Below are 14017 nucleotides of genomic sequence, written 5' to 3'. Positions count from 1 at the left end.
TGTGAGGCGACATCCGGCGGCCGGGCGGGCATCGGCCGCCGGGCCGCCGGATGTCGTTTCGGGTCTGACCGCCCGCGCTCCGCGCCCGGACGGGGGCTGCACCGGAACCTCAGCCGTCGGTGCGCACCGCCGACGCGGCGATCCAGTAGCCGGCGAACGCGCCGGTGGTGACGCGCAAGTGCGTCCGGCCGCGGATCACCGCGCGCCGGTCGAACTGGACGGCGGAGTCGCGGGTGAGGGACACCGTCTTCGAGCCGAGCACGTTGCCGTCGGCGTCGTACCGGTATCCGGGGTAGCGGCGGGCGCCGGGGAGCACCGCCGTGCGGTGCGGCCGGAACTCGGCGGCGACGTGCTGGCCCTTCAGGTACACCCGGTCGTACGACTCGGGCACGTACCAGCCGGCGGCGGCGCCGTTGCTGATCCTGATGTGGATGCCGCGACCCTTGATCCGGATCCGGCTGTCGGCGCTGGCGGACGACGCCCGGGCGAAGGTCATCTTCTTCGTCGCGGTGATCGCGCCGGTCGAGCTGAACTTGTAGGCGGTGTGGGTCCCGGCGCCGAGCATGACCGTCGCCTTGAACGCGTGCGGCGGGTAGTCCTCGGTGAAGATGTCCGCGACCTTGGCGGGCTCGGGGCGACCGCTGAGCCAGTGCAGCTGCAGGTTCAGGCTGATGTGGATGAGGTGGTACTTGGGGTGCGGCGGCCGGTGCGGGGCGCAGTAGCCGGAGTACCAGCCGGGGTGACGGACCACGGAGGCGTACCGGACGGCGGTGGTGACCGCGCCGTCGAACAGGTCCGCGGCCAGCTCGCTGCCGGTCATCCGCGCGTAGTCCCACAGCCCGAGCGTCGCGAACAGGTGTCCGTTGTAGGTGTAGTCGGAGTTGGCCTCGGGCTCGACCGGGTACTCCTGCAGCCACAGGTAGCGGTCGCGGTCGCGGTGGACCACCCACGGCCGGCCCTCGGGGCCCAGCAGCAGGCCGGCGAACGCGCCGTCCGCGGCGGTCCGGTACCTGGCGCGATCCTCGTCGGGCAGCTGCTCCATCTGGGCGAGCTGGCTGAACAGGCTGACGATCTCGCCCTGCGCCATGCCGCTGTACCACGGCGCCGGCAGGATCACCTTCTCGTGCAACGCGAAGTTGAACCGGTACGGGAAATACCAGGCGTTGCGGAGCAGCACGTGCGTGTCGATCAGCCGGTCGGCCTGCTTGCACGCGCGCTCGAGAAAGAATTGGTCGTCGTCGGTGACCCGGTACTGGCTGAGATTCTGCAGGCCCCACTGTGCCTGGGCGACCGGGTGGTTCCAGATCTTGCCGTCCCACTCGAACATCCGCACGCCGGTCTCGTCGTGCAGGTTCTTGTCCACCCGCGACACCCGGTACGAGCGCCACGGCCGGTACTGCTCGGGCACGTCCACGGGCCGGTAACCGAACATCTTGAAGCTGAACGGCAGGGCGTTGGGGGTCAGGGCGGCGCGCGTCCGGGACGGGCCGGGGGTCTCGACCGTCCCGGTCGGACGGCGCGGGGTGCCGTCTTCGAGCGGGTCGAACGCGTCGGCCGGCGCGCCGGCCGGGGACGGGTCGGACCAGCCGCCGACGACATCGGCGGGTCCGGCCGCTGCGGGCGCCGGGGCGGCGCTGGCGGGCAGGCTCCGGGCCGCAGCGGCGGTCGCCGCGGCGACGACCGCGAACTTGGCGGCGGATCTCCTCTTCACGACCGAACCTTTCGATCTTCCGGGGGCTGTCGGGTCGGTGCCGTCCTCGCTGAACGTGGAAGCCCGGTCGCGGTGAACGCCAGGGATGGGCCCCTTCGAGCTGTCGCGGCGGCGAAAGGTACAACAGGTAAGGAACGGCGCCGGTCGCGTGACGCTAACAACATTCGCATCACGGTTCGGGTCCCGGGCGGGCCGAACGGGTGAACGTGAGCCTGATCTGGACGTGCGGCCGATAACCGAATGGGCCTGACGGTCATCTCAGGCTGCCGGTCCGGGTGATCTTCCTGCGTGTTCGACGACCGCGCGGCGGCGCCCAGGACCGGCGAACACTCAGCGCCTTCCGGGCCGCGCCGTGGTGGCGTCACGGACGTTTCCAGCGCCCCGTTACGGAATGTTTCGGTCGTTCCTCGTCCGACGTCGCGGCGTCGGAGGGAGCGCTCGGCGTGCCCTTCCGGTCAGTGTTGAGCTGCGGCGCTGGGGACAGCGTCCGCGCGATCGCCGCACACGTAGCCGGCTGGATTGCCGACGGGAAAACATTGAAGACCTGGAATGTTACCGGTAACGTTTCGGAACGAGTCGACCGGTCTCGATCGATCGCGAGGTTCGCCGCCGACGCGGTGTGACCGACGGGTGGTCGCGCATTCCGGGCAGCGCGACCCACCCGGCGCCGCGGTGGTGGCGGGTCGACGCCAGGCACGATCCGCATCACCCCCGAGAGGTGACAGGTTATGAGCAACGATTCCGTCCGGGACGCCGGACGCCGGAGACCGGCCGTCCCGCGCCTCGCGCTGGCCTCGGCCGCGGTGGGCGTCCTGACCGCCGCCGCCGCGGCCTTCACGTTCACCGGCAGCGCCAGCGCCGGCACGACGCTGGGCGCGTCCGCCGCGGAGAAGGGCCGGTACTTCGGCACCGCGGTGGCGGCGAACAAGCTGAGCGACAACACGTACGTGACGATCTTGAATCGCGAGTTCAACTCGGTGACCGCCGAGAACGAGATGAAGTGGGACGCGACCGAGCCCACGCAGGGACAGTTCAACTTCAGCAACGCCGATCGGATCGTCAGCCACGCCCAGGCGCGGGGGATGAAGATCCGCGGGCACGCGCTCGCGTGGCACTCCCAGCAGCCGGGGTGGGCGCAGAACATGAGCGGCAGCGCGCTGCGCCAGGCGATGGTGAACCACGTCCGGCAGGTGGCCACGTACTACCGGGGCAAGATCGACTCGTGGGACGTGGTGAACGAGGCGTTCGCCGACGGCAGCGGCGGTGGGCGACGGGATTCGAACCTGCAGCGCACCGGTAACGACTGGATCGAGGTGGCGTTCCAGACCGCGCGGGCGGCGGATCCCGGCGCGAAGCTCTGCTACAACGACTACAACACCGACAACTGGACGCACGCCAAGACCCAGGCCGTGTACAACATGGTCCGCGACTTCAAGTCGCGCGGCATTCCGATCGACTGCGTCGGCCTGCAGTCGCACTTCAACAGCGGCTCGCCGTACCCGAGCAACTACCGCACCACGCTGCAGAACTTCGCGGCGCTCGGGGTCGACGTGCAGATCACCGAGCTGGACATCGAGGGCTCGGGCACGACGCAGGCCAACACCTACCGCAGCGTCGTCAACGACTGCCTGGCGGTCGCCCGCTGCAACGGCATCACGGTGTGGGGCATCCGCGACAGCGACTCGTGGCGGGCCAGCGGAACACCGCTGCTCTTCGACGGCAGCGGCAACAAGAAGCCGGCGTACGACGCGACGCTGTCCGCGTTGAACAGCGGCACAACACCGACCAACCCGCCGACGAACCCGCCGACGAACCCGCCGACCAACCCGCCCACCAACCCGCCGACGAACCCGCCCGGCGGCTGTTCGGCCACGGTCTCGGTGAACTCCTGGAACACCGGCTTCACCGCGTCCGTCCGGGTGACCGCGGGCGGCTCGGGAACCAACGGCTGGACAGTCAGCCTCACGCTGCCCGGCGGCACGTCCGTGGTGAACACCTGGAACGCCCAGGCGAGCGGCAGCGGCGGCACGGTCCGCTTCTCGAACGTCAACTACAACGGCCGGCTCTCCGCCGGACAGTCGACCGAGTTCGGCTTCCAGGGCAGCGGCAGCGGATCCGGCCTGTCGCCGACCTGCAGCGCGAGCTGACGGGCGTATCACCCCGGGTCGTTTCCTGACGGTGCGGAGGGCCTCACGGTCCTCCGCACCGTTCCATGTGACCCAGGTCGCAGAACCTGCGGGGTCGTGGTGTCGAATCGGTGGCACCTCACCCGCCGCCGCGCCGCTCTGCGCCACGCGCGCTGATGCCCGCCGGCGGATGGACCGTGGAGAAAGCGCGGAGGCCGGGATCGGGCTGGAGCGCGATCCCGGCCTCCGCAGGAGAGGAGAGTCAGGTCAAGGGGTCAGAGCAGGCCGCCCAGGAGACCGCTGTCGGCGCCGGCGTGCGCGTCGCCGCGCACCCCGAGCTCGCCGGTGATGCCGCCGACGCCGGCCACGCCACCGGTCACGCCGTCGAGGACGCCGGTGACACCGCTGACGGTGCCGGTCACGCCGTCGAGGCCGAGCCCGTCGACGGTGTGGTCGACGGTGCCGCCGAGGTTGCCGGTCACGCCGCCGACGACGCCGCCGACGGTCCCGGTGACGCCGTGCAGCGTGGCGTCGACGGTGCCGGTGACGCCGCCGAGGCCGAGCCCGTCGACGGTGCCGTCCAGGTCGCCGGTCACGCCGCTGACGGTGCCGGTCACACCGCTCACCGTGTCGGTGACGCCGCCGAGGCCCAGCCCGGCGACGGTGTGGTCGACGGTGCCGGTGACGCCGCCGAGGCCGAGCCCGTTCACGGTGCCGTCCAGGTCGCCGGTGAGGCTGCCGGCCAGCTTGGTGACGCCGGTGAGCGAGACGCCGTCGAGCGTGGTGCCCGGGTCGTTGATCACCCCGCCGGTCAGGCCGGTGACGCCGTGCAGCGCGCCCTCGACGGTGCCGGTCACGCCGCCCAGGCTGACGCTGTCCAGCGTGCCGTTGACGGTGCCGGTGACGCCGCTCAGGCCGAGCCCGTCCAGCGTGTCCGCGAGCGTGCCGCTCACCGTACGCAGCCCGAGCTCGTCGATCGTGCCGCTCACGCCGGCGGCGAGGCTGTCGCCGGCGAGCAGGGAGGTGACGCCCTGCAGGGGGAGGACGTCCGCGACCAGCGGGACGATGTCCTGCACGTCGGTCGGGGTCACGTCGTGCAGACCCACGCTGTTCAGCACGCCCTGCGGGTCCGCGTCGTACGCCGCGCGGGCGTCCACGTTCGTCAGCAGGCCGAGCACGAAGTCCTGCAGGCTCTGCGGGGCGGCCGTTACGCCCAGGTCGGCGGTGGACCCCGCGCTGACGCTGGAATCCACGCTCGTCGTCGAGTTCACCTCGGCGCCGGAATTCGTGCTAGCGCTCAAGCTCATGTTGCCGGTCTCCTCGAGGGGTGTGGTTGGGGACCCGTCCGGAGAACGTCGTCGTCCGGACGCCCGATCGACCGTAGGCCAAAACGGCGGTATCGGACATGGGGGCTGTACCCCAGTCTTATCCCTCCGGGTTAGGGCATGAGCGGCGTTTGGTGTTAGGGGGTTAGGGGACCGGCGTCGAAACCACCCATGGCGTGCCGGCCATCGTCGCGGGACAGTCGCCGGCCGTGCGCGCTGCGTCACGGGACAGTGTCCGGGGGCGGCGTCGGAACGCCGCCCCCGGAGTACGTCAGATCCGGAACCCGGCAACCAGCTGCTGCAGCTCGCTGGACATCTGCGCCAACTGCTCCGCGGCCTTGCGGGACTCGCCCACACCGAGACTGGTCGCCCCGGCGGCCGTCGCGACGTTCGTGACGTTCTGGGCGATCTCGGTGGTGCCGCTCGCCGCCTCCGCGACGTTACGGCTGATCTCGCTGGTCGTCGCGGTCTGCTCCTCGACCGCCGAGGCGATGGTGGACGAGTAACCGTCGATCTTGTCAATCACCTGGGCGATGCGCCGGATCGCCTCCACCGCCGCCTGCGCGTCGCCCTGGATCGCCCCGATCTTCCCGGAGATGTCCTCGGTCGCCCGCGAGGTCGCCTGCGCCAGGTCCTTGACCTCGCTGGCGACAACGGCGAAGCCCTTGCCGAGCTCGCCGGCGCGGGCCGCCTCGATCGTGGCGTTGAGCGCCAGCAGGTTGGTCTGCTCGGCGATCGAGGTGATCAGCTTGACCACGTTCCCGATCTCGCCGCTGGACTCGCCGAGCTTGGTCACGGTCGCGTTCGCGGACTCCGCCACCTCGACCGCGGTCTGGGCCACCTTGGCGGCGTCGGTCGCGTTGTTGGCGATCTCCCGGATCGACGCGCCCATCTCCTCGGCGCCGGCCGACACCGTCTCCACATTGCGCGAGACCTGCTCCGCGGCGGCCGCCACCGCGCCGGCCCGCCCGCTGACCTCGTCGGCGCTGCCGGCGATCTGCGTACTCACAGTGGACAGCTCCTGGGCGGCGCCCGCGAGCGTCTCGCTGTTGCCGCCGATGCGGCCGATCGCCTCCCGCAGCCGGTGCGTGGCCGTGTCGAGCTGGCCGGCCATCCGGCCGACCTCGTCACGCTGCCGTACCCCGGCGCTGCGCGTGAGGTCCCCCTCGGCGAGGCCCTCCGCCACGTGCCCCACCTTGCGGACCGCCTCAACGATCGTCCGGGCGATGTAGAGGCCGAACACCAGCGCGATCAACACGCCGGCGACCAGGACCACGATCGTCGTGGTGCGGGCCGACGAGTACGCCGCGCGCGCGTTGTCCAGGCGCCGCTTCGCGCCGGCGCTCTCCGCATCGGCGATCTGCTGCGCGACCTCCGCCGCCTTCCGGGCATGCGGCGCGGCGACCTCGTCGCGGAGCTTCGAGAACCCGGCCATGTCGTCCCGCCGGCTCGCCGGCAACATCTGCTCGTCGCGGACCTTCGCGTAGCTCGCCCACGCCTCCCGCACCTGCGGAACCAGCTCGGGCACCACGCTGTTCGCCGCGTACGCGTCGAGGTCGGCGGTGAGCTGGTCGTCCAGCTTCCGGATCGTCTCGTCGTACGTGTCTTTGTCCTCGTCGGACATCGCCAGGGCGTGGTTGACCACGGTGCGGCGTGCCTCGGCGATGGTCAGCAGCACCTTGTCGATGCGCTGGACGGGCAGCAGCCCGCTCTCGTAAACCTGCGTGATCTCGTCGTTCAGCTGGCTCATCCGGTTGATTGACAACACGCCGACGGTTCCAGCGACCGCCGTCATCACGCTAATGATCAGCAAAATCTTTGTGTTGAGCGAACGATCGCCGATCAGTCGTGCCAGCAGCCCGCGTGTATGGCGGTCGGGCGGTGCGGAGAAATGAGCGGACATGACATCACCCTTGATGGAGGTACGGGGTCGGGGCGACCCGGGGGAATCGATTCACCCGTACCGTCGGAAACGTACGCCGTACGTTTAGGAATTTCGTTTGTACAGAAAGGGTCGGATATGCCCGTACGGCGACTGACCGAACGTTCCATCGCGTCCGCCGCGCTCACCGTCATCGACGCCGAGGGCATCGACGGCCTGACCATGCGCCGCCTGGCCACCGAACTCGGCACCGGACCGATGGCGGTCTACCACCACTTCCGCGACAAGGACGCCGTGCTGGAGGCGGTCACCCAACTGTTGTTCGGCGAGGTCGAGCCGCCCGCCGCCACGCTCGACTGGCAGGCGGTGATCCGACACATGCTGTGCGGCCTGCGGCGCAGCGCGCTGCGGCACCCGAACGCCGCCCCGCTGATCGGACGCTTCCCGCCGCGTACCCCGGATGCGCTCGCCTTCGTCGAGGCCGGCTTCCGCGCCCTGCGCACCGCCGGATTCGACGCCGCCGGGACGGCCAGGGCGTACCGGATCGTCACGGCGTACGTCGTGGGCAGCCTGCAGTTCGAGCTTCGCGACTACTTCGGGACCCACCCCGCGGCCCGGCCGCCGGAGGGCTCGCTGAGCGAGGTCTCCGTGGGCCGACTCCTGCCCACCGTCCGCGAGGTCGGCGCGGAACTCGCCACGCAGGACCACGACCAGCAATTCGAGTACGGGCTGCGCGTGCTGCTCGCCGGCCTCGCCCGCACCTGCGACGGTTAGTACGGCAGCCGCAGCTGCTGCAATGCTCAGTCCTTGACCGTCCTGGGCGGCTACCGGCCGGCGGCCGCGATCGCCGATCCCGGCACCTGGTGAAAGACGGCCCGAAGACAACGTGGCCGGCCGATGTGAGAGCGGGGCCCGTGCGGACGTCTCACCGCGGTCGGTGTGACGATGTCCAGCCTTGCTGTCGCAGCCGTTCGATGCCGTCCAGCAGCAGGTCCAGCGCGAACTCGAACTCGAACTGGTCGTCGCAGCCCTGCCCGACGACCGATGCGTCGTCGTGGGACGCCGCCATTGCGATCTCCGCGAGGTGCGGGAACCTGGCCGCGATCTCCGGTGGTAGGGGCGCGGGCGGCTCTGGGTCGGTGGCGCCGGACCGGCCGGCGCGCCGGGAGGCGTCGAACAGCTCCTGGCTGAAGCCCAGGATGCGGCTGCCCATCGCGTGCATCACGTGGTGCGCGAGGTCCGCGGAGAATCCGCCGGCCCGGAACGTTCCGACCATCGAGTTGAGGTAGGCGAGGATGGCCGGCGTCGCCATGTTCCGGGACTCGATCGCGAGCGGCGCCCAGGGGTGACGCCGCAGGACCTGCCGTGCCGAGAGGATGCGGCGGCGGACGGCGTTCTTCCAGTCGACGTCGGGCTCGGGCGGGTCGATCTCGCCGACGACGACGTCGATCATGCCGTCGAGTAGTTCGTCCTTGTTGGCCACGTGCTTGTAGAGGGCCATCGGCACGACGCCCAGCTCCTGGGCGAGGTTGCGCATGCTGAGGGACTCGATCCCGGCCCCGTCGGCGAGCGCGACGGCGGCGCGCAGGATCCGGTCCCTGCTCAGCGGCGTCCGGCGCAGCGTCTCAGCCTGCTCGGGCATCTCGGTCCTTGTCTTCTTCTGGCGGGGGTTGAACCATAACCCTCTTGACAGGTGTACGGCGTACACCTACGTTGACTTCACGGGAAGTGTACGCCGTACACCTGGAGGAGGGGACGATGAAAGCGATTGTCCAAGATCGATACGGCCCGCCGGGAACGCTCATGCTCGCGGACGTCGACGCGCCGGTGCCTGCCGCGGACGAGGTGCTCGTGCGGGTGGAGGCCGCCGCGCTCAACGCCTACGACTGGCATGTCATGCGCGGCGATCCACTGATGGCGCGGTTGGCCCTGGGCCGGTCACGGCCTCGGGCGCGCATCCGTGGCCGGGACTTCGCCGGCCGCGTTGCGGCCGTTGGCGCCCACGTTCGACAGCTGCGCCCCGGCGACGCCGTCTTCGGTGATCTCGGCGACGCCAACGGCGCGTTCGCCGAGTACGTATGCGTGCGCGAGACGTTGGTCGCGGCCAAGCCGGCGAACCTGACGCCGCAGCAGGCGGCCGCCCTGCCGCTGGCCGGTATCACCGCACTCATGGGACTGCGCGACGTCGGGCAGGTCGAGCCCGGCCACCGCGTTCTCATCAACGGCGCCTCCGGCGGCGTCGGCACCCTGGCCGTCCAACTGGCCAAGGCGCTCGGCGCGACCGTGACCGGGGTGTGTAGCAGCCGCAATGTCGACCTGGTCTGCTCACTCGGTGCCGACCACGTCGTCGATTACACCCGCGACGACTTCACCCGCGACACCCGCCGCCACGACGTCGTCCTCGACCTGGTCGGCAACCGTTCACTCACCGCGCTCCGGCGGCCGTTGACCCCGACCGGGACGCTGGTGCTCTCCGGCGGCGGCGTGTACCGCGGCGGCAGCCTCATCGGACCGGTCTGGCTCATCGCGCGCGGGCGGCTGGTGGCGCCCTTCGTTCGACATCGCATCGTCACACTCACGGCGGCACCCAGCCGGCAGCACCTCGACACGCTCCGCGCCCACGCCGAGGCCGGCCGCCTGACCCCGGTCATCGACCGGACCTATCCGCTGCACGAGGTGCCCCAAGCCATCGCGTACCTCGAAGGTGAGCACGCGCGAGCGAAAGTCGTCATCACCGTCTGACCTGCCCGAGTACGCGCCGCCACGCAAGGGCGATGATGTTGGGGCGCAGCGGTACGGGTGGCTCGGCGCCACGCAGTGGGCGGTGCAGCGACCCGCGTTCCGGTGCACGGGTCAAGGTGGCGCCCACCGCAAGACTCCACGGAAGGTGCGAAGCATCAAGACCGGAAAGGCAAACATTTGTCCTTGAGTGGGGATTACATCCGCTCCACATCGCGATGGCGGCCAAAGCGCGCGGCGGCCACGATCGGTCCCTGGAGGTGGCGAACCACTGGCCTTCCCAATAGTTCTGAGGGCTGGCCGATGGTACGTTGATCTTGCCGCGCTACGTCAGTTTGGGCGGTTGGAGGTGGGGGTGGTGTCCTGGTGGCTTGGATTGTTGGGCCTATTGGGAGTTCTGTTGTTGGGTTATTGGCCCTTCATCTTTCGGGACCCGAGGGGCCCTGAAGCCCAAGTCGAGCGGGAGCACGTCCGCCGCCACCACAGGTTCGTCGATACTGCGGGCCTCCTGATCCTTTCAGTGGTTCTCCTGGTGCTCGCTGTCGTCTCCTACCTCGAGGAGCCCTCGAACCAAATGCAGGCGGTGGTCGTGTTGTTAATTGGCCTGTCTCTTGGGGGACTTTTCGTTTGGCGAATAGTCGGACGGCGCTGAGCTGGTTGTACCGAAGCGGGCTGGCGTCGAAGGCGACCGGTCTGAACCGCCCCGGGGTTGGTAGCGGCTAGATGGGTTGGGATTCCGAGGAGTCGGATGCGCGTGGGCGCGGTTGGGAGAGATGGCGGTGACCCCGGTGACGGTCAGCACGAACACCGCGAGCGTGGTGAACTTCGACCGCGGCACCACGCCGTCCGGCGTCCGCAACGCGATCGCCGAACAGCATGCTATAACAGCGGTAAAACCGTTGATGGCCGCGACTGGGAAGGTGGCGGAATAAGCTTCGGCGGCAAGCTCGGGGTCATGGGTGGCCCCAGGAGGGCCTGGGTCGTCTGGGAACGGGCTATCGGGCGAGGGAGAGAGGATGCCACATTGCCTGTTCTGACGGCACAAGTCAGCCTGGCGGCGCAATACAGGGAGCCAATTCCCACGATTTATGGACTTGCATTCGGTGCCGTATGGATTGTCGCTGGAATTCTTATGATACGACACGCCAGGTTCACCGGTTCGATTCCACCAGAAGAGCTCGGGTTGCAGCCTGGTCGGCTTTCGACCAACTTTTGGATGCTCAAGCCAAAACTGCTCGGTGTGGCCGGATATTTGGTGGCGATGATCGGGGCGGGTCTTGTCGTGTCGGTGCTTGTGCGTTTGGTTGCGCGTCAGATGTAGCTAGACGTCGGGTGGCGCCTTAACGACGCGTGAACTTCTTCTTCCCTGATTCTTCGCTGGTCTGATGTCGCTCTATAGCCGATGTGCTGGTAACAGTTCAGCACCTTGGGTGACCGCTTGTTCTCCGGCCGCAGGGTCCTCCTCGGAGAAGTGTTGCCAGAACCCCAGTTCCCGTAGCGTCTTCGCCAGTTGCGCCCTGCGTTGATCCACCGCAGCATCGTGCCGTACACCGGCCTGCGTTTCCTGGGCGGCTTGAACAGAATCTCGACGCACTTCGCCGAAATCTACTGCGCCTCGGTGTCGAAGAGACGATCTCCCGGAACACCAAAGGTGATCGTGGAGATGACCGACTGGTCGCATCGCCGCTTGGACAAGATACCCGGACACCGCCGCCACGCTGGCTGACATGCGCGCGCATCACGGCCGAGCATGGCGCCGACCCTGCCCAGGCCGGGCCAGAAGTTACTCCGAGGTGCCTGAGGCTCGAGAAAGTGCCTTCTTCCGCGCCCCGCACTGGTCTCCTACGGTTTCTGGGTCACCAGAAGAGAGTAAGGAGCACGTTATGACCGTCACCCTGGTCAACCCCGCCGGGCTGCCCGAGATCCCGATCTACCACCAGGTGTCGGTGGCGACCGGGACACGGCTGGTCAACATCGCGGGCCAGGTCGCCTGGGACGCCGAGGGCACGCTGGTCGGCGCCGGTGATCTGGCTGCCCAGGTGGAGCAGTGCTATCTCAACGTGGCGACGGCGCTGGCCGGCGTCGGCGGCTCGTTCGCCGACGTGGTGAAGTTGACCGTCCACGTCGTCGACTGGACGCCCGACAAGATGCCGCTGCTGCTGGATGGCATCGCCCGCGCGGCAGCGCAGTTGGGCGTCACCCCGGCCGCCCCGGCGTCGCTGTTCGGCATCGTTGCCCTGGACGTGCCCGAGCACCTGGTCGAGGTGGAGGCGACCGCGATGTTGGATTAACCGGGAAACTGCCGGCGGGAGGCTTCGATGTGTCCCAGATACCGCTGGGTCCAGCCGCACATCCCGTCGACCACCGCGCGCAGCGCCTGGCCCGCCTCGGTGAGGGTGTACTCGACCCGGGGCGGGACCGTGGCGTGTACGGTCCGCTCGACCAGGCCGTTGCGCTCGAGCATGCGCAGGTTCTGGGTCAGCATCTTGTGGCTGATGCCGCCGACCTCGTCGCGCAGTTCGCTGAAGCGCATCGTGCGCTGCCCGAGGAACTCGATGAGCAGCAACGCCCACTTGTTGGCGACGTCGGAAAAAATCTCCCGGGCGAGCGAGTCCGCCCGGGCCAGATCGGCCTCCGGGGGCAGTGCGACGATCTCCTGACGGGTTCCCATCGGCAAACTCTCCATCGGGTCCTCAGTAACCGCAAGTGACCGACTCCGCTTACGGCGCAGAGAAATGCCCCTGCCGCCGAGTAACCGCCGCAGCAACCCGCCACCCCCGCACAACCGACGGTGCCGTCGCATTATCTGATCGGGAGAGGCGGTACGCCCGGGTCGGGTCCGCGTCAGATGAGCCGGGCGGGGTCGCTGAACGCGGAAGCGATTCGGAGCTTGGGCTGACTGTCGACCCCGCGTTCTTAGCAGCCGCGGCGGAGGTTCTGGATGAAGGCGTGTGCGCCAGCAGCGGCGCGAACCGTTGCAGCCGTCGGAACACGGTGACGTGGTCGACCTCGACACCGCGCTCAGCCAGGAGTTCCTTCACGTCGCGGTAGGAGAGGTTGTAGCGCAGGTACCAGTCGACCGGGGCGACGATCACTTTCGGGGGGAACCGGAACCCGGTGAACGCCGGCTTCGGCGGCGATCAGGGACGATGAGGACTCGACCGCTTGACCCGTCAAGCTGCCTCGGTCCCTGGACATGGACACGGGCAACGCAACAGACCCCCTGGCGCTAAGGAGCCCGAATGAAGAAGGTAGGTAGTTCCCTGCTCGTTGCTGGTCTGGCAGTCGGGGCCATCGGCTTGATACTCATTCCACTTCCTGGTCCCGGCGTCCCAGTTCTTTATGCAGGGGCAACGGTTGCAGTCATCGGATTGGTTGTCAGGTTGGGCGGGGTAGGGCGGCGAAGTCGCTAGCGCCCAGCACGAAAGATTAGACCGCGTTGTTACGCCATGAGCGACCCGTTTAGCGAATCTGGGCGGGACGCCCCTGCGACTACGACCCGGGCATCGGTGAAGCAGTTCCTTTGTGGCGGTCGGTCGGCTGCAGGATTCGCGGGCTACGCTGTCGCAAATGCCGGCACGAGGAGCTGGAGCTGCGCTGGCGAGGTGCCGCATGGGCGACGGCGGGAGGGGCACTCACGGGCGGATATGGTGCTCGTTTTGCGGGCGGCACCGTGCATACATGGGTTGGCTTGCCAGGAACGCTAGAACCGTTGGTGTCGGCCAACCCACAAAGTGGCAGCATGTAAAGGGCGCCCACCGACACACGCGCACGGGAAGTGGTCATGGTGGAGGGATCGGGGGTGATAAAGTGGGCAGATTGAGATTGCTGGTAACAACGAAGCTGGGATGGGCTCTACTTGCCGGAGTAATTGTGCCTTACGTCCTTGCTCAGCGCTACCTTCCAGTTCCTTGGTCCACCTGGATCTCGCTCGCGATCTTCTTCATCGGGATCGTAATTGCGCCATTCATGATCAACGTCAAGTTCGAGAGTGAACGATATCGGACTGACAAGGATTCCAGGGGCGATGGCGACCAGCGACTCTGACTCCGGCGACCGAGCCGCAGAGCATAGCGGCAATTGCCGCTCTCCATGCCGGCGGAAGGTGTCGGCCAAGGCGGGCGTGTTTCGCCCACGGGCTAGGTGTACTGCCCAGGGAGGTTGGTTGAGGTTGTGTGACGACACGACGTAGATAGACGTGATGACGAAGGCCTCCGGTTGTGGAGTGGAGCTG

Annotated in this window: 11 protein-coding genes and 1 pseudogene; 6 read left to right on the top strand and 6 right to left on the bottom strand. The window is 68.5% G+C overall.

Going from position 1 to position 14017, the window contains the following annotated elements; all coding sequences use genetic code 11:
- Window positions 1-109: 109 nt before the first annotated feature.
- The gene (locus tag BLW47_RS21895; RefSeq protein WP_091561445.1) at window positions 110-1711 is read right to left on the bottom strand and encodes a D-glucuronyl C5-epimerase family protein; all 1602 of its coding nucleotides are present in this window, start codon (window positions 1709-1711) and stop codon (window positions 110-112) included.
- Between the two features lie 728 nt (window positions 1712-2439).
- On the opposite strand from BLW47_RS21895, the gene BLW47_RS21890 reads away from it, so the two are divergent.
- Window positions 2440-3858 carry a glycoside hydrolase family 10 protein gene (locus BLW47_RS21890; protein WP_091561442.1) on the top strand — a complete coding sequence of 473 codons (1419 nt, stop codon included), beginning with the start codon at window positions 2440-2442 and terminating at the stop codon, window positions 3856-3858.
- 254 nt (window positions 3859-4112) lie between these two features.
- Here BLW47_RS21890 and BLW47_RS21885 read toward each other — a convergent pair whose 3' ends face one another.
- Both BLW47_RS21885 and BLW47_RS21880 read right to left on the bottom strand, forming a co-directional pair.
- On the bottom strand, window positions 4113-5144 hold the full coding sequence (locus BLW47_RS21885; protein WP_139307404.1) for an IniB N-terminal domain-containing protein: 1032 nt from the start codon (window positions 5142-5144) through the stop codon (window positions 4113-4115).
- A gap of 289 nt (window positions 5145-5433) precedes the next feature.
- The gene (locus BLW47_RS21880) at window positions 5434-7065 is read right to left on the bottom strand and encodes a methyl-accepting chemotaxis protein (RefSeq protein WP_091561434.1); all 1632 of its coding nucleotides are present in this window, start codon (window positions 7063-7065) and stop codon (window positions 5434-5436) included.
- Between the two features lie 117 nt (window positions 7066-7182).
- On the opposite strand from BLW47_RS21880, the gene BLW47_RS24900 reads away from it, so the two are divergent.
- Window positions 7183-7818: a TetR/AcrR family transcriptional regulator gene (locus BLW47_RS24900; protein WP_175543754.1), complete on the top strand. Its 636-nt coding sequence runs from the start codon at window positions 7183-7185 to the stop codon at window positions 7816-7818.
- A 151-nt stretch (window positions 7819-7969) separates the two neighbouring features.
- Here BLW47_RS24900 and BLW47_RS21865 read toward each other — a convergent pair whose 3' ends face one another.
- Window positions 7970-8686 carry a TetR/AcrR family transcriptional regulator gene (locus BLW47_RS21865; RefSeq protein WP_091561428.1) on the bottom strand — a complete coding sequence of 239 codons (717 nt, stop codon included), beginning with the start codon at window positions 8684-8686 and terminating at the stop codon, window positions 7970-7972.
- Between the two features lie 116 nt (window positions 8687-8802).
- Here BLW47_RS21865 and BLW47_RS21860 point away from each other — a divergent pair, with 116 nt between their 5' ends.
- From BLW47_RS21860 to BLW47_RS21845, 4 genes are all read left to right on the top strand, one after another.
- Window positions 8803-9786, top strand: coding sequence for an NAD(P)-dependent alcohol dehydrogenase (locus BLW47_RS21860; protein ID WP_091561706.1), 984 nt, complete (start codon window positions 8803-8805; stop codon window positions 9784-9786).
- A gap of 785 nt (window positions 9787-10571) precedes the next feature.
- Complete coding sequence (locus tag BLW47_RS25260; RefSeq protein ID WP_175543753.1) at window positions 10572-10715, top strand: hypothetical protein; 144 nt, start codon at window positions 10572-10574, stop codon at window positions 10713-10715.
- Between the two features lie 92 nt (window positions 10716-10807).
- Window positions 10808-11104: a hypothetical protein gene (locus BLW47_RS24895; protein ID WP_139307402.1), complete on the top strand. Its 297-nt coding sequence runs from the start codon at window positions 10808-10810 to the stop codon at window positions 11102-11104.
- Window positions 11105-11666: 562 nt separating this feature from the next.
- Window positions 11667-12074: a RidA family protein gene (locus tag BLW47_RS21845; RefSeq protein ID WP_091561419.1), complete on the top strand. Its 408-nt coding sequence runs from the start codon at window positions 11667-11669 to the stop codon at window positions 12072-12074.
- Here the strand turns inward: BLW47_RS21845 and BLW47_RS21840 are convergent.
- The gene (locus tag BLW47_RS21840; protein WP_091561415.1) at window positions 12071-12454 is read right to left on the bottom strand and encodes a winged helix-turn-helix transcriptional regulator; all 384 of its coding nucleotides are present in this window, start codon (window positions 12452-12454) and stop codon (window positions 12071-12073) included. The two genes, BLW47_RS21845 and BLW47_RS21840, sit on opposite strands and share 4 nt — an antisense overlap.
- A gap of 265 nt (window positions 12455-12719) precedes the next feature.
- Window positions 12720-12878: pseudogene (locus BLW47_RS21835) on the bottom strand (IS6 family transposase); the annotation flags it as partial.
- Window positions 12879-14017: the final 1139 nt, after the last annotated feature.

This window comes from Micromonospora pattaloongensis, from assembly GCF_900107255.1.
In the GTDB taxonomy this organism is placed as follows: Bacteria; Actinomycetota; Actinomycetes; order Mycobacteriales; family Micromonosporaceae; genus Micromonospora_I; species Micromonospora_I pattaloongensis.
Note: the sequence above shows the minus strand (reverse complement) of the source record. Positions and strands in the feature narration are given on the sequence as shown.